23 protein-coding genes are annotated in these 20,688 nt (G+C 41.9%); 11 read left to right on the plus strand and 12 right to left on the minus strand.

The genetic code is table 11. The annotated features are described in order from the left end of the window. Positions 1-13 precede the first annotated feature (13 nt). From AB4351_RS15195 to AB4351_RS15210, 4 genes are all read left to right on the plus strand, one after another. Entirely contained in the window at positions 14-718 is a 705-nt protein-coding gene (locus AB4351_RS15195) for a hypothetical protein (protein ID WP_229648578.1), read from the plus strand. Continuing rightward, on the plus strand, positions 675-1,802 hold the full coding sequence (locus tag AB4351_RS15200) for a hypothetical protein (RefSeq protein ID WP_102321325.1): 1,128 nt from the start codon (positions 675-677) through the stop codon (positions 1,800-1,802). Before AB4351_RS15195 ends, AB4351_RS15200 begins: the two co-directional genes overlap by 44 nt. Continuing rightward, positions 1,799-2,539 carry a LysM peptidoglycan-binding domain-containing protein gene (locus AB4351_RS15205; protein ID WP_065584792.1) on the plus strand — a complete coding sequence of 247 codons (741 nt, stop codon included), beginning with the start codon at positions 1,799-1,801 and terminating at the stop codon, positions 2,537-2,539. Before AB4351_RS15200 ends, AB4351_RS15205 begins: the two co-directional genes overlap by 4 nt. 533 nt (positions 2,540-3,072) lie before the next feature. After that, positions 3,073-3,336, plus strand: a complete 264-nt coding sequence (locus tag AB4351_RS15210) for a hypothetical protein (RefSeq protein WP_017062773.1) — start codon at positions 3,073-3,075, stop codon at positions 3,334-3,336. A gap of 255 nt (positions 3,337-3,591) precedes the next feature. On the opposite strand, the gene AB4351_RS15215 is transcribed toward AB4351_RS15210, so the two are convergent. Both AB4351_RS15215 and AB4351_RS15220 read right to left on the minus strand, forming a co-directional pair. After that, positions 3,592-4,602 (minus strand): helix-turn-helix domain-containing protein, encoded by a 1,011-nt coding sequence (locus tag AB4351_RS15215; RefSeq protein ID WP_372126462.1) that lies wholly within the window; start codon positions 4,600-4,602, stop codon positions 3,592-3,594. 96 nt (positions 4,603-4,698) lie between these two features. After that, complete coding sequence (locus AB4351_RS15220; RefSeq protein ID WP_102321328.1) at positions 4,699-5,655, minus strand: helix-turn-helix domain-containing protein; 957 nt, start codon at positions 5,653-5,655, stop codon at positions 4,699-4,701. Between the two features lie 269 nt (positions 5,656-5,924). On the opposite strand from AB4351_RS15220, the gene AB4351_RS15225 reads away from it, so the two are divergent. Together AB4351_RS15225 and AB4351_RS15230 are read left to right on the plus strand one after the other, a co-directional pair. Next, the gene (locus AB4351_RS15225) at positions 5,925-6,689 is read left to right on the plus strand and encodes an EAL domain-containing protein (protein WP_017062770.1); all 765 of its coding nucleotides are present in this window, start codon (positions 5,925-5,927) and stop codon (positions 6,687-6,689) included. A gap of 209 nt (positions 6,690-6,898) precedes the next feature. Then, positions 6,899-8,770 (plus strand): MOSC N-terminal beta barrel domain-containing protein, encoded by a 1,872-nt coding sequence (locus AB4351_RS15230; RefSeq protein WP_372126464.1) that lies wholly within the window; start codon positions 6,899-6,901, stop codon positions 8,768-8,770. Positions 8,771-8,876: 106 nt separating this feature from the next. Here the strand turns inward: AB4351_RS15230 and nadE are convergent, their stop codons facing one another. Continuing rightward, on the minus strand, positions 8,877-9,707 hold the full coding sequence (gene nadE, locus AB4351_RS15235; RefSeq protein ID WP_102393916.1) for an ammonia-dependent NAD(+) synthetase: 831 nt from the start codon (positions 9,705-9,707) through the stop codon (positions 8,877-8,879). 109 nt (positions 9,708-9,816) lie between these two features. Between nadE and AB4351_RS15240 the strand changes: the two genes are divergently transcribed. Both AB4351_RS15240 and AB4351_RS15245 read left to right on the plus strand, forming a co-directional pair. Then, entirely contained in the window at positions 9,817-10,338 is a 522-nt protein-coding gene (locus AB4351_RS15240) for a nicotinate-nicotinamide nucleotide adenylyltransferase (RefSeq protein WP_017067959.1), read from the plus strand. A gap of 27 nt (positions 10,339-10,365) precedes the next feature. Then, positions 10,366-10,851, plus strand: coding sequence for a hypothetical protein (locus AB4351_RS15245; RefSeq protein ID WP_137001460.1), 486 nt, complete (start codon positions 10,366-10,368; stop codon positions 10,849-10,851). A gap of 133 nt (positions 10,852-10,984) precedes the next feature. On the opposite strand, the gene AB4351_RS15250 is transcribed toward AB4351_RS15245, so the two are convergent. Further along, positions 10,985-11,611, minus strand: a complete 627-nt coding sequence (locus AB4351_RS15250) for a hypothetical protein (protein WP_017067957.1) — start codon at positions 11,609-11,611, stop codon at positions 10,985-10,987. 175 nt (positions 11,612-11,786) lie between these two features. Here AB4351_RS15250 and AB4351_RS15255 point away from each other — a divergent pair, with 175 nt between their 5' ends. Then, the gene (locus AB4351_RS15255; RefSeq protein ID WP_017062764.1) at positions 11,787-12,893 is read left to right on the plus strand and encodes a 1-acyl-sn-glycerol-3-phosphate acyltransferase; all 1,107 of its coding nucleotides are present in this window, start codon (positions 11,787-11,789) and stop codon (positions 12,891-12,893) included. A gap of 149 nt (positions 12,894-13,042) precedes the next feature. Here AB4351_RS15255 and AB4351_RS15260 read toward each other — a convergent pair whose 3' ends face one another. Beyond that, positions 13,043-13,642 (minus strand): hypothetical protein, encoded by a 600-nt coding sequence (locus AB4351_RS15260; protein WP_017062763.1) that lies wholly within the window; start codon positions 13,640-13,642, stop codon positions 13,043-13,045. 103 nt (positions 13,643-13,745) lie between these two features. Here AB4351_RS15260 and AB4351_RS15265 point away from each other — a divergent pair, with 103 nt between their 5' ends. Beyond that, complete coding sequence (locus AB4351_RS15265; RefSeq protein WP_017067955.1) at positions 13,746-14,042, plus strand: YnjH family protein; 297 nt, start codon at positions 13,746-13,748, stop codon at positions 14,040-14,042. Between the two features lie 36 nt (positions 14,043-14,078). Here AB4351_RS15265 and AB4351_RS15270 read toward each other — a convergent pair whose 3' ends face one another. Then, the gene (locus AB4351_RS15270) at positions 14,079-14,378 is read right to left on the minus strand and encodes a YfcZ/YiiS family protein (protein WP_017062761.1); all 300 of its coding nucleotides are present in this window, start codon (positions 14,376-14,378) and stop codon (positions 14,079-14,081) included. 530 nt (positions 14,379-14,908) lie between these two features. On the opposite strand from AB4351_RS15270, the gene AB4351_RS15275 reads away from it, so the two are divergent. Next, positions 14,909-15,370 (plus strand): TetR/AcrR family transcriptional regulator, encoded by a 462-nt coding sequence (locus AB4351_RS15275; RefSeq protein WP_017062760.1) that lies wholly within the window; start codon positions 14,909-14,911, stop codon positions 15,368-15,370. Between the two features lie 395 nt (positions 15,371-15,765). Here AB4351_RS15275 and AB4351_RS15280 read toward each other — a convergent pair whose 3' ends face one another. From AB4351_RS15280 to AB4351_RS15305, 6 genes are all read right to left on the minus strand, one after another. Beyond that, the gene (locus tag AB4351_RS15280) at positions 15,766-16,548 is read right to left on the minus strand and encodes a heme ABC transporter ATP-binding protein (RefSeq protein WP_017062759.1); all 783 of its coding nucleotides are present in this window, start codon (positions 16,546-16,548) and stop codon (positions 15,766-15,768) included. Continuing rightward, the gene (locus AB4351_RS15285; RefSeq protein WP_017064312.1) at positions 16,548-17,585 is read right to left on the minus strand and encodes an iron ABC transporter permease; all 1,038 of its coding nucleotides are present in this window, start codon (positions 17,583-17,585) and stop codon (positions 16,548-16,550) included. The genes AB4351_RS15280 and AB4351_RS15285 overlap by 1 nt, the downstream gene beginning before the upstream one ends. Positions 17,586-17,688: 103 nt before the next feature. Next, positions 17,689-18,576 (minus strand): hemin ABC transporter substrate-binding protein, encoded by an 888-nt coding sequence (locus AB4351_RS15290; RefSeq protein WP_017064313.1) that lies wholly within the window; start codon positions 18,574-18,576, stop codon positions 17,689-17,691. Between the two features lie 165 nt (positions 18,577-18,741). Continuing rightward, on the minus strand, positions 18,742-19,155 hold the full coding sequence (locus tag AB4351_RS15295) for a biopolymer transporter ExbD (protein ID WP_017064314.1): 414 nt from the start codon (positions 19,153-19,155) through the stop codon (positions 18,742-18,744). Beyond that, on the minus strand, positions 19,152-19,853 hold the full coding sequence (locus AB4351_RS15300) for a MotA/TolQ/ExbB proton channel family protein (protein WP_065583702.1): 702 nt from the start codon (positions 19,851-19,853) through the stop codon (positions 19,152-19,154). The genes AB4351_RS15295 and AB4351_RS15300 overlap by 4 nt, the downstream gene beginning before the upstream one ends. A 2-nt stretch (positions 19,854-19,855) precedes the next feature. Continuing rightward, positions 19,856-20,647, minus strand: coding sequence for an energy transducer TonB (locus tag AB4351_RS15305; protein ID WP_017062754.1), 792 nt, complete (start codon positions 20,645-20,647; stop codon positions 19,856-19,858). Positions 20,648-20,688: the final 41 nt, after the last annotated feature.

Here is a 20,688-nt window from a genome sequence, read left to right on the forward strand (position 1 = left end):
CATAGAGAAAATTATGCAACGTGTAATATTTACTTCGATACTATTAATGACGACCTCTTTTAGCCATGCATTTAGCATAGATAAAATGCTTCTTATAGCTGGAGAAGATGGTAATGGAGTTTTTACTCTGACTAGTTCGAAAACTGAACCTGAATATATAAAAGGTAACGTTAGCCAAGTAAAGGTTGAAAACGGAGAGTTAGAAAAGGTAGAGCTAACAAAAGATAATTTACCTTTATGGGATCTTGCGCTATTACCCAATAAACTGATATTAAATCCGGGGGAAAGACGTCGTGTATCAGTAAAGAATTTATGTCAGGTTAATTGTGATGATTTAGAGAAGGACAAAGTTTATCAAGTGACTTTCATGCCTAGCGTTATCGATGGAGATAAAAAAGAAAGTATAATTGGTATTAATTATGGTTATGCTCCTTATTATATTGTACCTGCAAAAAATACTAATGTTGACTACAAAGTTAAATATAACGGTTCAGAAGTTTATGTGGAAAATAATGGTAACACATTTTTCTACATACAGTTTGATAACTGTAAACCGAATTCTGTTAGTAACAAATGTAAACAAACTAATACAATACTATCTGGTCGAAAGAAAACCATAAAATTAGCAGAAGGCCTGCAAAATGTCGATTCGTTATCCGTTAAGGTAGCCAACCATGATTACAGTTATAACAAAAATATCACTATTAAAAAGAAATAGCCTAATTAGTATAGCGCTATTATTCACGGCTTTAGATAGTAGCCATGCTGCAGATGTATACGGAACGATTACAGCAAACAACTCTGTGGTTTGGAACAATGCGGCGCCAAATAGTTATTTCGGTAGTGAAGCTATATCTCCATCTGCATGGACGATAGCGCAAGAGCAACCAACGGCAGAGTGGTATCCCGCAACGATGGATAACCAACCCGTTAATAACGTTAGCTTTGTTAATCATTCTACAGGCGAAAGTTTTAACACCAGCCTGGAGTTGTTAGGCGTTGAGTATAATTTGGGTAGCTCGGCTAGTTATTTCACATCAAAAGACTACGGGTCAAATGTGGGAATGGGAGTTGCCAATGAGTGTGCAGCTACAAATATAAGTGGTTCGAGTGCGAAAGTGGGCCAAGAGTCGACTTTGTGTGTGTCGCGAATGGGTTACACAGCAACAAGCCGAATAGAGCCTTTTAAGTTTTATCGACCTGCTTTCGCTTTGCCTAATATCAGTAATGATGTGTTCGCAGCCCCTGTTGGATCTGGAACTTTTACGGCATCAATTAACCTTTCACCCACTTACTTTTTTACAAGTCAAACCGGTACGATGACTTATACCAGAGTGCCGGAGACGTTAATTATCACGATTGATTATCAAGCTGCGATCCTTGAATCATTAACGGTACTTGGAGACGGGAATATTGAACCCCAGTATGATACTGCAACAAAAAGGATCTCTGGTACAACGAGGTATGATGTTAGCTTGTTAGGGACTTTACCTACAGGCGTTATTATGACATTTAGCCCTACGTCAGGTGACTATGAGCTTACAAATATTGATAACTCGCTAGAAAAGATACCCTACACAATCACGTGTGCCATTGGCTGCGAAAGCCCTGACAAGGTGATTGTCCAAGACGGAGTACTTAATACCGTATCTTTTCCTGATTCAGAAGTGATTACAGTGAATGGAGAAGGTAGTAACAAAGTTGATGTAGCATACGATGTTAGTTTTGATGTCGATGGAAATGCACTCAGTTCAGGTAATTACCAAGGGTCGTTTAATGTTGTTTATGAGGTGAACCTGTGAACCGACTAATTAATAATATTTTTTTTATGTTTCTAGTACTAACCAGCGGTGCAGCGGTTGCTGAGAAGCCAACTGCTCATATTTTGGGGGTAGGGGCAAACTATGGCTATAATTTTGATGGAGATATGTTTGAGAATTCTCAATCTATTTATTTTCTCTACCAATATAACCGACTTCAATTGAATCTAGGTATCAAACATTATAAATTATTAGATGATTCTGAGTACATACCTGATTTAGGTTTGCTTTATAGTATACATGATGGAGAAGAAATTGATTTAAAGGTTGGAGTCGGATTTGAAGATAAATATCCAACAATAGAGTACCTTGCTGAGTATGCTTTGAATGAATATTTCGGTGCGAGTATCGCACTTAATCAAACGTTGAATGATGATTTTGGGCAAAATCAACGAGAAGCCGTGGTTGGATTATCTTATTATTTCAATGACAGCAAGCGTAAGATTGAGTCTGACCAAGTTGAACCTCGCCCTTCGTCACTTGAAATTACGAAAGCTCCGGATTGCACATCTGACCCAACTGATACGGACTGTGACTTCGATACTATGTCTAACAGTATATCCGAAGTTGCTGTTAAGCCGACATTACCTTATGTCGTACAAGAAGGTGATTGGTTATATGAACTACGTAGAAAGTTCGGCTTCGATTTAGAAGAGATCATTGAGAGTAATGATATTGAAAATCCTGATTTGATCATTCCTGGCCAAGTATTAGAATAAGCTCTTACCGGTAACCTGATCAATATTAAAGTATTACTAGACCTATTTCTTATAAGGTATGGTGATGCTTTTTTTTTGCACTCGATTAAATCTGTCTAACTATTCATCTATGATCTTACATAGCTTACGTTGATGTGAATAATCAAGTGTTGCCAAGAATCATGGTTTACATACCAGATCTTAGGTTCAGGTATTAAATATTACGAAGTTAGATAAAATTTAATTCTCTTAATGTAAAACTATTAAACTACTATGAAGACTTGCAAGATATGTATTAGCGTTTTACTCTTCGGTCTCTCCCTAAGGTTTAACTGCCATCAAATCGCTAACCAGTGCATAATATGCATAAGTCTGGTGAATTGATGTGGCCGTATCCATGCTATATCATGATCGTTATGAATGGACTTTTCTGAACAAATTAATGTTTACAAATCTAACATCACGGATGCAAGAGTGGCTGGTAGGCATTAGACTTCTTTTTTCCTGCGAATAAGCTAAACTCTCATATGTAACCAATTACATTTGAGGTGTTTATGAAGTCGTTTGTCAATATTAAGGTCGTTTTATGTTCGTTTTTATTTTTTGCAACCTCAGCGATTGCTTCTATTAGTGCTGATGATGTCACGTTTTCAGGCCGAGTCGATGGAGATATACGAGCAATTTATTCTGACAAAAGTCTAACGAATGTGGATGGCATGCAAAACACGAAAGCTGTAAGAGGCATGACTCAGAGCAGTTATGTAACATTACTAAACAATGAAGTAGATGATGTAATTGTTCGTGAGGTTGACATGTAGTCAAGCGAACATAGCATATTAGATTCTAACTTTTTACCATATGCTTTAATACTCAATCGCTTAATTACATAGTATATAGATTGTACTGATAATTTAAGTGGGAAAATAATGAGGTATATTGGTTCAATAATATCGAATACGAATGTCAAAACTGTAGAGCTGTGTTTTGAAAGATTGAAGCAAGCAGGAGTTCATCCATCAGAACTATCTTTCGATGGATTGGTACTCCTGTTAATGTGCGCGGAAAGAGACCGCTTAGCAACACTGAGAGCTAATTGAGCATGGGTTTGAACAGGTTTGACAGCCTGTAAGCAAGTTCAAGAACTCGGGTTGAGTAAATAGCTGGCTTGTTTTTATGTGCATTAAAGCTTTAGAATAATAGTGTTTACCAATTTTGATTGCACCGTTGGTTGATTTTTTCTCGTACGAAACAACAGAAAATCCCATTTTTTCGAGTACTTCTGCTGAGCTCTTTATAGCAACTGTTGTGTAGTAGTCGGTAATGTTAGCGTGTTTTGCTAGAAACCTGAATTCTCTATTTAATTGTAGACGAAAAGGTCGCTCGTACAGCGAATGATGGCTCACCGCAAAATAAGCTAATTTTCGTCTTTTATTATAAGGAACGGTTTTTCTTAAATCTATTTCATCAATCGACTTTTGAGAAAGTGTTTCAATTTCGGAGATCATACCTTCAGTCGTGAATATAGTGCCTATGTTATGTCCTAATAGCTCCCCTGTGACGCTGTCGACATATTTATAGGCAATGAAACGTTTTTCATTGCAATATTTTAAAAAATCGATTTTATAGAGTCCATGCTTAATATTCTCATCAGAGGTTTTCTCATGAAAAACAAGTACAGAATTTACAATCTCACTATCATTAGAATTTCCAATCGGATATCCACAAACAGGATTGTGTTCGATCATCGATGTTGACTGATAATTTGCTCTGGCGATCAAGTTATTTAAACTACGGTATTTCTCTTCCATCAGAGTATTGAATTGATCAACTCTATTTTTAGAACTAGGGTCTTGATGTTGTAAATGACTAACTTTAGATAGATAAGGCTCAAGATCGTTGGTAAATTCTCGCAAAACACGAATACTACGGCTAAGAGTTGGTTTAGTTGTTCCTCTTTCCCATCGACTAAGTGTAACGGTATCAATGTTCGATAGATCTCCTCCGAGTAAGTTGAGCTTTGTAGCTGCTTGACTTTGTGTTAGTTCATTCGCGATTCGATATTTTTTTAAGTATTCGCCAAACACAGTAGTTTTCTCCAATCTTTTGCATAAGGCGAAGTATTATTATGTGTAGAAACTTAAGATGGTAGGCATCTTAATTTAAAGTCTGTTTGGCTATGCCTAATGATTTTTGATTGAGTATTGGTTATCCCACTGGGTTGTTTTTATGAGGGTTATTATTTCGGGTTGAGAAAGAAGTGTCGCTGTATCAATTTCGTATAAGCAATGTTCGAATGAGCGGTTGCCTAATTTAAAACCTCCTTTTTCTGACTCAATATCAAATGCTATTTTCTTAAATCCAAGTTGCTCTAAAATTTGTCCGATTTCAGGCCATGCACTAAAGAAATAATAACGTTGAACATTTGAATAGTGAATTAGGTTTATAAATTGAGAAACTAACATACATCGAAATATCTGGAAATTAGAAGAGTAACGATTATAATTACAAACCGATAACTTAGTCGAATTTTTATAACTGACAGATTTTGTCAGGTCGATATCAATGATTTTTGAATGAGTAACTTTGTCAAAATAGTCACTTTCGAATATAAAACTAATTGAGTGACCTACCAACTGCCCGCTTTCTGTTATAAATCTTTTTAAAATAGCTCGTTTGTTTTGTTGGTAGTCATATAGATTAATGTCGAAAAAACCCTTCGGTGTATGGATGGCTGTTTCGTAAAAGATTTTAAGGCTAGATAGTATCTTGTCATCATCTTTCAAAAGAAGTGGCATCTCAGTAATTAAAGTTGATTGTGGCTCTTGTGGCTCTTCATAACTTAATGATGAAAGCTTCGTTACCCTGTTATTAAAACGAAGTTGTTCAACCTCGTCTAGTAGCTTTGTTTCGTTTGGATTAGGTATTAATTCATAAAAGTCACTCAGGTCAACCTGTAAACAACGCAAGATTCTTAGGCATTTTGCAAGTGTTGGTTTGGTTTTTCCTCGTTCCCAACGACTGAGAGTTACCACGTCTACAGAGCGAAACTCTTCATTTGCAAGGTTTAACTTAACAGCAAGCTCACTCTGAGTAAGACCTAGTGAGACTCTCAATTCCTTTAAATAGTCACCAAACATACATTATCCCTAAGCGTAATTTGATCTAATTGAAGTATAGCCATCTATGATAGTTTATGGCGTTTTTAATAACCTATCTAAATGTAACAGACTCGAGATTACCGTTTTGAAACGGCATTGTGTATTTGTACAGGAGTTCGTTTAACTACTTATGCAGTTTGTCTTCACGGTTAAGAAGTAGGCATGTAAAGCTACATATGATTTGTTCATGCTAATCCTTGCTAGTTATTGATCTGTAGTATGGATTAATCACAAAAAGAGGTTTGTTTATGAATACGAATATGTTGTCTGAAAATTTACAAGCCGAAGCACTTATTGACGATGTTAATCAGGGATTGTTTTATCCTGTTTTTCAACCGATAACTAATGGCAATGGAACTGTCGGTGCTGAGGTTTTGTTACGTTGGGAAAAAGGGCACGATGTTGAATCGTCAATTCGCTGTCTGTTAGACTCTAAGAAGATTGCATGGTTTACTCAAATATTCTTGTTAAGAGTGTCCGAGGAATTATTGTCTCAGAAGAAAATGATTGATTTTCTGACTATTAATATCTCCCCTGATCACGTTTTAAGTTTCACTTTTCTACGTGATATTTCCCCAATTTGGCAAGCATGTAATAAGTTGGGTATAACCTTATGGATTGAGCTTACTGAGAATGAACAATACCCGGTTGGCATTGACGAGAAAAGGATGATGTCCCAGTTTGGAGTATGTCGTGGTCTTGGAATTAAAATCGCGATAGATGACTATGGCAGTGGTTATAACACTGGTGAAGCACTGATTAGGGTTGTTAAACCGAACATAGTGAAAATAGATCGGTCGTTAATGAGAAACCGGAGTGATAATTCGACCTTTTGGGAGCGTCTTAGATTTTTAGCTCGGAAGTATCAGATTGAATTGTTATCTGAAGGTATAGAAAACCATGAAGATTTACGTTTTGCACAATCGCAGGGCATAGATTATTTTCAGGGCTATCACTTAGGCAAACCTGGCTCATTGAGTCAATTGTCGAAACAAGGTGCAGCATATTGCTGATCTACTTAAAAATAGCGTGAATAAATTCGGGTTACTTTTAGTGTGTAAAGCATCATCGTTAGTTTCAAGAGTTTTAGGTTTGCCGGAACATAATGCCATTCTATTAGTTTAATCATGCCTACTTAGTATCAAGTGTTTAATGCCTGCCAGTTTATCTATTTATAACCATTTGTTAGCATTGGGACAAACAACAAAACATTGGAATCGTTATGTCGCAGTCACCTTTGGATCAAAAGGCTTTGGAGCAAGAGCTTTCAGGTCAACAGCCCTCCTTATCTCAAATTAATGTGTTTCCGGTTAAATCAGTAGGTGGGATTGCACTCTCTTCTGCTTGGGTCGAAAAACAGGGCCTTACCTTCGACAGACGTTTTATGTTGGCCTTGGCTGACGGCTCAATGGTGACGGCACGTAAGTACCCTAAAATGGTCAAGGTATCTTCTAGCTTGCAACCAGATGGTTTGATCTTCACTTATGAAGCTAAAGAACCGCTGCGCTTAAAGTATGCGAGCTTCAAGATGCAAGAAGCGCCAGCAACGGTGTGGAAAGACAGCTTCACGGCATACACGACATGTGATGAAGCCGATGATTGGTTCAGTGATGTGTTGGGCGTGCGCGTTGAGCTACTGTTTTCTGGCGAGCAATCGAATCGTGTTCGTGAAAAGCTCGGTCACAATGTGAGTTTTGCTGACGGTTACCCAATGTTAGTGATCAGCCAAGCCTCTCTTGATGAACTCAATCGCCGCAGCCCTGAAACCCATTCAATGGATCAGTTCCGCACCAATTTTGTCGTCTCAAACACTGAAGCGTTTGCTGAAGATGGTTGGAAGCGCATTCGAATTGGTGAGGTTGAATTCGAAGCGGTGAAGCCTTGTGAGCGCTGTATCCTAACGACAGTCGATGTTGAGAGCGGCGAATTCAGAGCAACAAAAGAGCCACTCAATACCTTTTCTACGTTCAGAGCCAATGAACGTGGTGGCGTTTTCTTTGGTCAGAACCTTGTGGCGAAAAATGAAGGTCTGGTGAAAGCGGGTGACGTTGTTGAGGTACTTGAAACCAAAGAGAAAGAACATTACGAAGACTCTTGGGTCGAGTCACTGCACTTAACTTGCGTCGAGCGTGAAGAGATCGCTCGCGACTTCACAACCTTTTGGCTAGAGCCAGCGAAAGAGAACAATTTATTACCAAGCTATCAGCCGGGGCAGCATCTACCGATTGAAATGGTGATTAATGGCGAGAAAGTGTCTCGTCGTTACACGTTATCTTCTAGCCCTTCACGCGCAGGTCGTTTGGCGATTTCCGTGAAGCGAGTGGACGATGGTCAAATCTCAAACTGGCTCAATGATCACTTCCAAGTCGGTGACACGCTAGTTGCTCAGAATCCAGATGGCGCATTCTACTTAGAAGATAACCCAACACATCCATTACTGCTGTTATCAGCGGGAAGCGGCATCACCCCTATGTTGTCGATGCTTCGTTACTTAGCCGACCATGGTCAGATTGATGATGTGGTGTTCTATCACCAATGCAGCAGTGAAGAAGATATCCCTTATCAAGCTGAGATTGATAAGATCGCTCGCGAACATGCTGGTCTAAGTGTGATTTATTCACTAAGCCAACCAACGAAAGAGTGGGATGGTTTGTCAGGTCGTTTGAGTGTGTCTCATGTCGCCAAAATTGAGGACCTTCATAAGCGCCAAGCATTCGTGTGTGGCCCTGACGGCTTTATGGATAATGCCAAGAAATTGCTGATTCAAATGGGGCTGAATCCTCAGCATTATCATCAAGAAGCGTTTGGTGTTGCTCAATCAACGGAAGAAGCGGTGAAGCAACTGCAGTTGAGCGTTAACGGCTACCTGTTCGAAGGCAACAACCAATCAACACTACTAGAGCAAGCTGAGTCGGCAGGTGTGTCTATCGCATCAAGCTGTCGCGCGGGTTTCTGTGGTGCTTGTAAAGTGACCCTTGAGTCTGGGCAAGTTCATCAACCTGATGTACCGGCGTTGCAAGAGCATGAACGCAACATGGGGCAAATACTGGCGTGTTGCAGTGTGCCTCAAACTGATATCGAAGTTGTAGACTAACTCGGTAGGTCGGAAGGCCAGAAAGAAAAGCACATTGAATAGAAAAGGCCGGAAGTTCACTGAAATGAACTTCCGGCCTTTTTGATTCTAAGATTAATTCAAACAATTAATCGTAGATCGTTGGGATCGGTTGACGCTTGTGCTGTGTTGCTTTGTAGATGCCTACTAAGCGGTCTGACACGTCTTGAGGGACTTCTTTACCTTCAAGGAAATCATCGATTTGGTCGTAAGAAAGGTTCAATGCTGCTTCGTCGGCTTTCTGTGGATCAAGCTCTTCTAGGTCGGCAGTAGGCACTTTCTTAACCAATAGCTCTGGCGCACCTAGCGTTGCTGCAAGTTCACGAACTTGACGCTTGTTCAGGCCAAACAAAGGCGCTAAATCACATGCGCCGTCACCGTGCTTGGTGTAGAAGCCAGTGATATTTTCAGCTGAGTGGTCAGTACCGATGACAAGACCGCCAACGTAACCTGCAATTTCGTATTGTGCGATCATGCGAGCTCGAGCTTTCACATTGCCTTTCACAAAGTCGATTTTTGCTGAATCTGTTGGTAGTAGGCCTGTGCCCTCTAGAGCAATGTGAGATGCAGCGTGAAGCCCATCAACACCCGCTTTAATGTTTACAGAAACAGATTGAGAAGGCTGAATGAAAGACAGCGCAAGTTGCGCTTCGTCTTCATCTTTTTGTTCACCGTAAGGCAGGCGAACCGCGATGAATTGGTAGTCGTTGCTACCAGCGTTTTCATTTAGGCTATCAACGGCCATTTGTGCTAAACGGCCACAAGTTGTCGAATCCACACCGCCACTGATACCAAGGATCAGAGACTTGCAGCCTGACTGCTGAAGTTTCGTTTTAATAAAGTCCACACGACGAGTCACTTCGAAGTGAGGGTCAATTGAAGGTAGTACGCGCATTTCGTCACGAATTAACTGTTCCATTCGTATTCCTTTCCTGCAAGCAAATTAAAAATCTAGTGTTATCATACCTAAATCATCCGATTTAAAAACCTCTTTGCACAAGCTTAGAAAGAGAAGGCAGTAATAAACAATGGAAAAAATAGCCATTTTCGGTAGTGCGTTTAATCCACCGAGCTTAGGGCACAAAAGTGTGATTGATTCGTTGGCTCACTTTGACAAAATTCTACTCGTTCCAAGTATTGCCCATGCTTGGGGAAAAGAGATGCTAGACTTTGATATGAGATGTCAGTTAGTTAACGCATTTATTAGCGATCTTTCACTGGATCAAGTGGAGCTTTCTTTGATCGAAAAGAGCCTATTTACCCCAGGTGAAAGCGTCACGACTTATGCAGTGCTCAGTGAACTTCAAAAGTTACATCGTGACGCTGAACTGACGTTTGTTATTGGCCCAGATAACTTCTTTAAGTTCTCATCTTTCTATAAATCAGATGAGATTACCGAGCAGTGGTCTGTAATGGCTTGCCCTGAAAAAGTGAAAATTCGCAGCACAGACATACGTAATGCACTGATAAGTGGAAGCGATGTTGCAAAACTGAGTACAAAGTCAGTTACAAAGATGTTGCAAGATAGTGGACTGTATCAGATAATGTAAGTTCACTAATCAAGAGGTCAGAGGACTATGCTAAAGAGCGCGATATCAGCGACGTTGATCATGGCAGCATGTAGTATGCCTGCGTATGCTGAGTGTGATTTTTTTAGCTTAGATTCAATCATGCTGACTTCTGATGAAGATGACAATTGTCTAGATTTCTCGACCAGCATTGAGTCTTTTGGCCAACGTATGATGGAAATCAGTGGGCTGAGCGATGATGAACCTGAAAGCACACCGGACTATTGGTCTGATTGGGTACTTCAAAGTAAAGACTCGCCATTGCTGACACAAAGCATTGAGTCAAACTATGTTGGCTTGGGTATGTGGTTTCCAGAAGACCTTGAAGACGAGCAGTATGATATGTCTACAGAGGAGTGGTTGATGAATCATGGTCTTCAACTCAGCATCGGTTTTGGCGAGAAAGTCGAAGGGCAGCCGCGTATGCGCTTTGATTATCGTTGGCACGACTCACGTGACGCCGACCTAATGATGCAGGTTGAGTTGCCATTTTAGACAGGCAGATACACAGATAGATTGCTATCTACGTCTAAATAGTAAAAATTAAAAAAGCCGCAAAAACTCAGTTTTTGCGGCTTTTTAGTATCTGGCTTGCGAGTTTTAATACCAGCACTCACTTTCCGCCAAGCTATAAATCTTCACCAAAAACAAGCATACACAGTTGCTCGAACTCTTCTTCTTTACCTGAGAACAGATCATCAATCACAAGTGAACGTTTTTGACCTGACTGCATGCGCTTCTTCGCTTCTCGCATCACCATCACCAGAGTGTGCTCTTGTGGCAGGTTTGAATCATCAATGTTCCATTGATTGAATCGCTGAGAAAGAGCACTTTCACAAAGCAGTGGTTTAAACGACAACACTTCTTGCTTCAAGACAGAAAGCATATCTTTAAACGCTTGTTCCGTATTATTGGCATTGGAAGCGCGAGCTTTGGTTTGCTCTAGTTTTTCTAGTAGTGCCGAAGAGAGGTTGGTTTGCGTAATGTAACCCGCTTGTCTTGGGAATGAATCCGTCAAACGAACAGAAAAATCGACACGGTTAACCTGAGTGTTTGGAAAGTAGGTCAGTGACGTTAGGCAGTCGTGTGGAATCCAGACGCTTTGTCCTGGTTCAACGGCATACTCTTGTTTGCCTAACTTAATCAAAACCAAGCCACTTTGAACCGATACAAGGCTATGTTTAAGTACTTTCTTGCGTGGTGTGATCACCAAGTGTGAAAAGTAAGCCGATGTATATTCAATAGCGAAGTTCATAGATAGTACCTTAATTTTGGGGCGTCAAGATTACCGTTAATCTTAAAGAATGCCAACAATAACAGGGGATTTTCAATGTTTCTGGTCTGACCTTGTCAAAAGTATGGGCTCTGTAGCTGCGAGAAGTCAAAACAACGCGTAGAATGAGCCAGCTTTTTATTATATGAATTAAAAAATGACCTCTCCAACCGATCCATATGTTGATATTCGTCCTTACGGCGATGATGAAATTCCAGCGGCACTAAACCGTCTTATTAATGATGAAGAATTTATCAGTGCAATCTTGCACTACCGTTTTTCAAACCATGCGTCTTGGTTCAAAGCATTAATGAGCCCGATTTTGCGTGTGTACTTAAAAATGAAGTGGAGCAAGCTGACTAGCGTTGAATCCATTCAGATTGAAGTGAAAAAGTACTTACGCGACACGTTAGCGAAAACCACTAACGGTGTGACGTACACGGGTATCGAGTCACTGGATGCGAACCAAGCTTATCTGTTTGTATCAAACCATCGTGACATTGCTATGGATCCTGCGTTAGTAAATTACGCTCTGCATCAAAATAATCATCAGACTTGTCGTATCGCTATCGGAGACAACCTGTTGAAAAAGCCATGTGCGACTGAATTGATGCGTTTAAACAAGAGCTTCATCGTAAAGCGTTCTTTGAAAGGACCGCGTGAGATGATGAAAGCGCTAGGGCAGTTGTCTTCTTACATTAAGCACTCTCTAGAAACGGGCAACTCAATCTGGATCGCTCAAAAGGAAGGTCGTGCGAAAGACGGTAACGATTTTACTGAGCCAGCAATTTTGAAAATGTTCCACGTTGAAGGACGTAAGCAAAAAATTGCTTTCCCTGAATACGTGAAGTCATTGAAGATTGTTCCTGTGGCTATTTCTTACGAGAACGACCCATGTGACACGGCTAAAGCGATAGAGCTTTTCGAAAAAGACGTAAACGGCAGTTACGAAAAGGGTGAGTTTGAAGATATCGAAAGTATCATTCAAGGCATCATCGGTGATAAAGGACGCGTTCACGTTGGTTTCGGTCAGGTTATCGACCAAGATTTTGATACGCCTGAAGCGCTTGCTGAAGAGATCGATCGTCAGATCCACGATAACTACAAACTGTTCCCAGTAAACTTGCTGGCAGCAGAAAAAGAAGATGAGTCGATTACAGCGGCCGTTAAACAAGAGTTTGAAGCTAAACTGTCGAGCCTGCCACAAGGTGCGCGTCAGTACTTGATCGATAGCTACGCCAACCCAGTGAAGAACATTGGTTAACGAGCGTTAGTTAGCTTGCTAGTTGATTAGCAACTTGATTGAATTGAAAAAGGAGCCTTGGGCTCCTTTTTTGTTTCTGAATCACCATTTGTTGCTGCGATCGAGCATTAACGTATTAGAGCATTAGAGCATTAGAGCATTAGCCTGAATTAGCGAGCGACTGCACCACCGAGATCTAGATTGGTTGGCCATTTGGTTACGGTGTTGCCGCCCAGATAGATGTTGCCTTTGACTGTCATGGTCTCGGGGAATGTTGTAATCCCAGAACCACCTATATAAAGGTCGCCGTCAATCACGATCCCGTTGGGTAACTCGGTTAAAGGAGTGCGGATCACGCTCAGATCGCCTTTTACTCTAAAGCCATTCGGTAGCCTTTCCAGTGGAGTGTCGGTGAGGTTGATAAAGCCGCCCACTCTTACACCTCTTGGCCAGCTGGTGATTTGGCTGCCAATCAAGTCGACGTAACCTTTTATCTTAACCCCGCTCGGGACTCGAGCGAGTTGGCTGTTAGAGCCTTTAAGGCTGCCGTTCACTTCTAACCCTTTGGGTAGGCGTGTGATCGCAGTATTCTCTATATTGAGATTACCATCTACCACCAAGCCAGTTGGAAGTGATGTATAAGGCTTATTTCGTAGATATAAGTTTCCGTAATTATCGAGATGGTTCAATATTTGATAGTGATCGAGTGGTTCAGCACTGACATTTGTTATGGTTAAGGAACCAATAATAAGTGCAATTATTCTGAGCATAACAGGCTTCTTATTACGATAGACGCTTACACTATAATGGAAAAATTAATCTCGCATAGTGTTTTACCCATTTGGCGGTAGATTAACGAGGAATGGAGCAAAGATGATAGGTAAATTAATGATTAGAGTAAATATACGAATTATTAAGGTCTTTCTGATAGCCGCTTCAGTGTTTGGCTCAATGTCTGCGAGTGCCAACAAAGTAATTTCAACGCCCGGTAAAGCTGCGGTGGTGGTGACACAAGGCGGTCAACAGCAACGAGTTTGCTATTACGATGACAAGGCTTATAGCATTGGGGCAGTGTTAGAGGTGGGGGGCGTAGTGATTCAGTGCGCTGCAGAAAACGATTTTGAGCAAAATGGGTCACTGGCTTGGGTTCAATTAAAAAAAGACGAGTAATTCACTCGTCTTTTAATAAGCATATAAATGCTTATATTAACGCGCTAGAGAGCGAGTCTTAAGTTCAAAAATAATCTTCTCAGCGCTAACTTCAAATTTAAAGCGAGCGTGCAACTCTGTGCTTTCTTCAGTCATCTCTGATGCTTCGAACTCAACGTTGCTAGACACTTGTTTAGCAAGTTCAACATACTTAGCAAACTCAGCTTCAATCAGTGCTTTTGAGTTTCCGTAAACCGTTACTTCAGCAACATCGTCGCCTTCTTTAATGATGAACCCGATTTCGCCTGCACAGCCGCAAGCCTCACATACATCGTTGTTACCAATATCTTGGCTCATAAATAATCCTCTTACAAAGTCTGAGGTTATTCTAACGAGCAATTTGAACTGTATCTACAAAAATTAAAACCTTTGAACTAATTTATACTGGTATGCTATGTTGTTTGTTAAGGTGTTTAATGAATATCTACATTCGCGCCGATAAATATGTATGTGATTTACCTCACGTTTTGTTGAAAAGGAATGTTATTAATTTGTCAGAATATCATTCACTTAGTTGCGTCAGGAATGATTTTATAAGACTATCTATCGCTTGATAGGTATTTATACAATGAATTTTTCGTTGGGTATTTCATATTCGAAGTCGTTATTTAAAATTATCGACGTAGGATTGTAAGGTGATTTTCGAAGAATAATTAGACAAAGTGTCCAAAGAGGCATCACTGTAAAATTGTTCGTACATAGTATTTGTGTGAATTTAGTTATAAATACTTGCGAAAAAATACCTTGCTCACATAATGCTGATAACGATTTTCATTCTGACTTCATTTGATTGAGTTAGATGGATTTACAAAGAGAAGAGCCTGAATATGCCAAAGCGTAGTAAAGAAGATACAGAAATCACGATCCAGAAAATCATGGATGCCGTTGTAGACCAGCTACTAAGATTGGGTTACGACAAGATGTCATACACGACGTTGAGTCAACAAACGGGTGTTTCTCGTACAGGTATAAGTCATCACTTTCCAAAGAAAACGGATTTTACTGCTGCTCTAGACGGTCGTATTTTCAAGATGTTCGTGGAACACATTGACTTCGAAAATGGCCTTGACGCATTTTCAGCTAGCTGGGTTGCAGCACTTGAAGACGCTGAGTTCCTAGCAATCTTACGTTTACTTTTCCATCATATCGTTACTGCTGAGAGCGCGCATGAGTTCGCTGCAAACGGTATTGATCGTCTATACAAGCTGACTGAAACTCAGTTTGGCGATACTAGCGGTAAAGAACTAGAGTGGCTGATTGGTAAATCATTGATTCGTATGAGCCAATAATCAGCACTCAATAAAAGAAGCTCCTACGGGGGCTTTTTTTGTGCTTGCAGTTTCACTTCTTGTACGTTTTTCTCTCAATCCCACATCGATGTCGCAGTCTTGTTGATTGATGCTGAATGATGTTATTTCCTTTCTTTTTATATGCTTACGCTCGCGGCTTGTTTTACTCTTCAGTGTTAAAAGCTAAGTAACCCTAACGGGTAGTGTTCATTTCTAGAGCCTCAAATGCTCAAGGTGAGTCGTTTTGGTGCTTGCTGCTGTGGTTATTAATAAAATTGAGTTTAAGCCGAGATAGTGGCTGTGAGCCAATAAAAAGCCCCGAACAAATCGAGGCTTAGGATTACGTCATTGTTATCAAGAACGAATACTCAAAACGAGTCGCTCCTTAATCGGACTTATTGTGCGGGGTGAACCTGAGGGAAGCTCATGGTTGGGTGTTTTTCTACGATACTTTTGTAACCATACACATCTTCTATCATCGAAGGTTTCAGTGCATCCCAAGGCTTGCCATCACACACCAAATTGCCATCTTTCAATACCACCAATCGATCGGAATACTGCGCGGCTAAGTTGAGATCATGCAAAACCACGATAACCGCGGCATTGTGGTTATCGGCTAATTCTCTCGCAATCTTTAAGGTGTTGTGCTGGTGGGCAAGATCCAGTGCAGAGGTTGGTTCATCAAGCATCAAAATACATTGGTCACCAGAGTGGTGAAGCTGAGTTAACACTCGAGCCAAGTGCACTCGCTGCTTTTCACCGCCTGATAGCGAAGGATAAAGTCTTTCACTCAGGTGAGTCACATCAGCAACATCCATTTTTTGGCTAGCAATGCTGGTCAGCTTCTTGTTGGATTCTTGCAGAGGAATCCCACCAAGCTCGACAACTTCATGTGCCAAGAATGGGAAGGTCAATGTGCTGTGTTGAGGAAGCATAGCAAGGTGCTTCGCTAACTTTTGAGAAGGCCACTTGTCTTTACTGTGTCCAAAATACTGGATATCGCCGTTGCTTGATATCTCTTGGCACAAAGCTTTAAGCAGCGTGCTTTTACCTGCGCCATTTGGCCCAAGCAGTGTGGTTACCTTTCCCGCTTCAATCTCAATAGAAACGCCATCTAATATCACTTTACTGCCGAACTTCACTTCGATATCGGTCGCTTTTAAAGCTGAAGGAAACATTAAAGGATTCTCCCTTTCTGTTGAAATAGTAGATATAAGAAGAATGGGGCGCCGATAATCGCAGTGACAATACCAACAGGAAGTTCAGCCGGAGCAAGTACCACACGTGAGAACATGTCTGCGGCGGTTAGCAGCAGTGCGCCTAGTACCGCTGATAGTGGCAACAGAACTCGGTGGTCAGGGCCTGCCAACATGCGACCTAAATGTGGGATAACCAATCCAATAAAACCAATCATGCCAGACAGGCTAACTGTGATACCAACGCCCGCAGCCGTCAGTAGAATCAGCTTTCGTTTCAGCTTTTGAACTGGGATACCAAGGTGTTGCGCTTCTGACTCGCCCAGTAATAGAGCATTTAGAGACATCGCTTGGCGGTAGAAAACAACAAACAAGCCAACGAGCGTGACAGCTGCCAGCAAAATTCCTGACCACTTAGCGCCCGCCAATGAACCCATCGACCACAATGAAAGATCGCGCAGCATTTGGTCATCAGCAATGAAATTCAAGAAGCCAATACCTGCGCCAGAGAGCGCACTGATCGCCACACCCGCCAACAACATGATGGTGACAGAGGTGCCGAATTTACCTGTACCCAGCTTATACACCAGCAGCGTGGTTAAAGCGCCGCCAAGAAAAGCGAACACAGGAACCGCAGCAAAGTTCATGAAAGCAGGGTATTGAAGCGATAGCTCAGAGAACAAAACGATAGCCAGTGCAGCACCTAATGCTGCGCCCGCAGACACACCTATGATGCCAGGTTCTGCAAGTGGGTTTCGAAACAAACCCTGCATCACTGCACCACACAAGGCGAGGATCGCACCAATCAGCATGCACAAGATGGTTCTAGGTAAGCGGATCTCTTGAATCACTAAGTTGATGTGAGGTGCTAAGTCATTGTTTGGTTTAATTAAGCTTGTGGCGCTGTCCGCTAAGCTAATGTTCATTGGCCCAACAGTGATCGAGTACAGCGCGACAAAAGCTAGGGTTGCACCTAGAGCTAACATCGACGTTTTCAGTGGGACGGAGCGTAACAACATAAAGGGCCTCAATATCTATCGCTAACTTCGACCTCCTTCAACAACAGCGTGAGTCAGTTGGTGAGGGAAGCGAATTAGCGATAGCAGAAATAGGGTGGTTGAGTTATAGCGGGTAGATAAGTGCGTTTAGACGCTTTGCTTCAGAGAGGCTTTCTAGGCCAAGCCCGCCAACCAAAGCACTGCCATTTACGGTAATGATTTGCTTGTTCATACCTGCAGGCGTTGCCGCTAGCATAGGCAGTGATTTCAGGATGGCATCTGCGCCGCCCATTTTTTGATAACTACGGCCGCTTACTAAAATGACATCAGGTTGCATCTCAACGAGTGATTCCATTGAAAGTGGCTTGTAAGACGTTAAGCTCTGAGCGGCAGGGTTGATACCGCCAGCTAACTCGATGATTGCGTTTGGTGATGTTTCACCGCCAGCAACGTTGGCAGGGCGACCTTCATGCAGCAACAGGAATAGAACTTTCTTCGCTTCGTTGCTTGGTACTTGGTTCGCTTTCAGTGCTGCGATCTTTTGATTCACATCGGTTTTCACTTGCTGCGAGTGGTCTTCGGTATGGGTGATCTTTGCGATTTGGTCGATACGCTTTAATAGCCCTTCCACGTTTGCTTCAGTGTTAACAATCTCTACATCGACGCCTGCCGATTTTAATTGAGAGATAGCGTTGTCTGGTCCCATTTCATCCGAGCCAATCAATGTGGTTGGCTCTAGGGCGAGTAGACCTTCAGCAGACAGGTTTCGGTGATAACCAATCTTTGGCAGGTTTTCTGCTTGAGGAAAGTGGCTGGTCACATCAATCGCGACTAGCTGCTCTTCAGCACCTAATGCCAAAACCAATTCAGTAACGGCACTACCGGCACTGATGATTCGAGGTTGTTCAGCGTCGTTGGCCATTGCGGGTGCGCTAAGTGCCAGGCTCATAGCGGCAACTGAAAGGAGATGTGTCTTGGTCTTTAATTTATTGAGCACGTTTAAGTTGTTCATAATAAGTTCTTTATATTTTCTTTTTGTATCGCGAAGATACTCAGTGAGCAGTCCGTTCGCATTGTGAGTTCGAATCGATAGAGAGGCTTAGTTCTGTCTATTTGGTCTTAGCTATCAGGAGCCAAATTTTATAAACGCTAGGCCTCATAAAAATTGAGTGTTGTTCTAGCCATCGTCCGTGAGCAGTTGAGTCGCTGGTATTCCGTTCTCTTGAAGGAATGAAAGCAACTTCACTAGGTTTTCAACATTGGCGGCTTTATCCGCGCCAATGATGATCGGTTTTTTATCCGTTGAGCCTGTCTCTTCTAACAAGGCAATCTTGAAGTTTTCCCAGTTGATATACTCTTGGCCGTTAATCGCCCAGTAGGGGGCATGGTCTAGGATGTTGACGCTAATCGAGTCTTTGTGGACTTCAGAAACGTTTTTAACATCCGAGCTTGGTAGCTCAACTTCCAGTGACTCCAGCTTTACTGATGCCGTAAGCAATAGAAAAACCATCACGATAAAAATGATGTCGAGCAGCGGTGTTAAGTCTGGCGCTAGGCTCTGTGTGTGAGATGAGTGGGGCGTTTTAATCATGCTTGACTCACATCACCGATAGAGGTTTTGTTGATAGGCTTACCTTGAGTATCATCAGACTGATTGGTTTGAATCGACATGCCTTCTAGCCACACATTCACATAGTTCAATGTATGCTCCAATTGAGCCAGCACTCGATCGGCCCATAGCCCTAGTAGCTGAGCACCAGAAATAGCAGGAAGCGCAATCATCAAACCTGCTGCTGTGGTTCGCATTGCTAATCCAAGACCGTCTGCCAAATCATTAGGCGTGATGCTGCCTGTTGTCGCGGCAACGCCTTTAAACATCTCAATAAGACCAAGTACCGTACCAAGCAAGCCGATGAGTGGGCTGATCACGCCGATCAAACCAAGCAGTCTTAAACCTGCATGAAGCTGGTGGCGTTTTTCTTGTAGCCAGATCCCAGCGGCATCTTCACGTAACCCTTTTGAGAAAGAGTGGTGAGCAAGCAACATTGACACGCCCTTGTACAAGAGCGGGCGTTTACCTGAAATCGACTGAGCAAGCGCTTCAATCTCTTTGCTGTTGGTTGGTGAGGTTTGGTTTAACTCGCGACGAATGGCACGTTTGCCCACACCAATGCTGAGCATGACTTGGAAGACACGTTCAGCGATGATCATTGCTGTTAATGCTGAGCAGATAAGAAGAGGCCAAGTCATTAAGCCAAGTTGATCTTGTAAGTAACTGATTTGTTGCATGATTAATCCAACCTAAAACGAACAGGTATTTGTACTCGGTGAGCAATCGCTCGACCATTGACAGTGTGAGGTGAGAATTTCCATTGTTTAATGGCATCTAATGCGGCGTTATCGAGCATTAGCGCGCCTGATGAATTTACTAATGCTTGTTTAATTTGTTTGCCTTCAGCGTCTAGCCAGATCTCATACGTTGCGACACCCTCAACGCCACGGCGTCTTGCTTGGCGAGGGTAATTCGGTGGGGTAGGACGCGCAGAGAACGAAGGTTTAGTGACCAAAACCGGCTCTTGGTTTGATACGCCTTGATTTACTTCCTGAGGCTGGTTGGCAGACTCGTCCATATTCTTATCGACTTTCTTGTCGGCCAGTTTCTCTGGTTGAGTGGCTGGTTTTGGGCGTTCTTTCTTAACTACCTTTTTCTCAGTTACTGGTTTCTTTTGAACCGGCTTCTTCTCGACAACCTTTTGCTCAATCACTTTTTTCTCAACTTTCTTTGGTTGAGGTTTATTGGTGATCGCTTTTTTCTTTGGGGTTGGCTTAGCTTGCTTTGGCTCAACCGTTTTTGGTTCGGCTTGTGAGACGGTTTCTTTTATTGGCTCAGGTTTAACTGGCTCTGTGATTGTTTTTTGCTGAGCTTGTGAAGGAACGCTCTTAGGAGTGAAGTTGATCGATACCGTGTTCGATTGGCTACCTGCAGGCATCGCAAATACTTTGGATTCTTGAGCGACAAACAACAACGCGGCATGAATCACTAACGATGCACCGCCTGCAATAACATATCTAGGAACGTTCACAATCAATCCTTTACCAAATCAAAATTCTGTATCGGATTATT

The organism is Vibrio sp. 10N.261.51.F11, from assembly GCF_041471665.1.
In the GTDB taxonomy this organism is placed as follows: domain Bacteria; phylum Pseudomonadota; class Gammaproteobacteria; order Enterobacterales; family Vibrionaceae; genus Vibrio; species Vibrio crassostreae_C.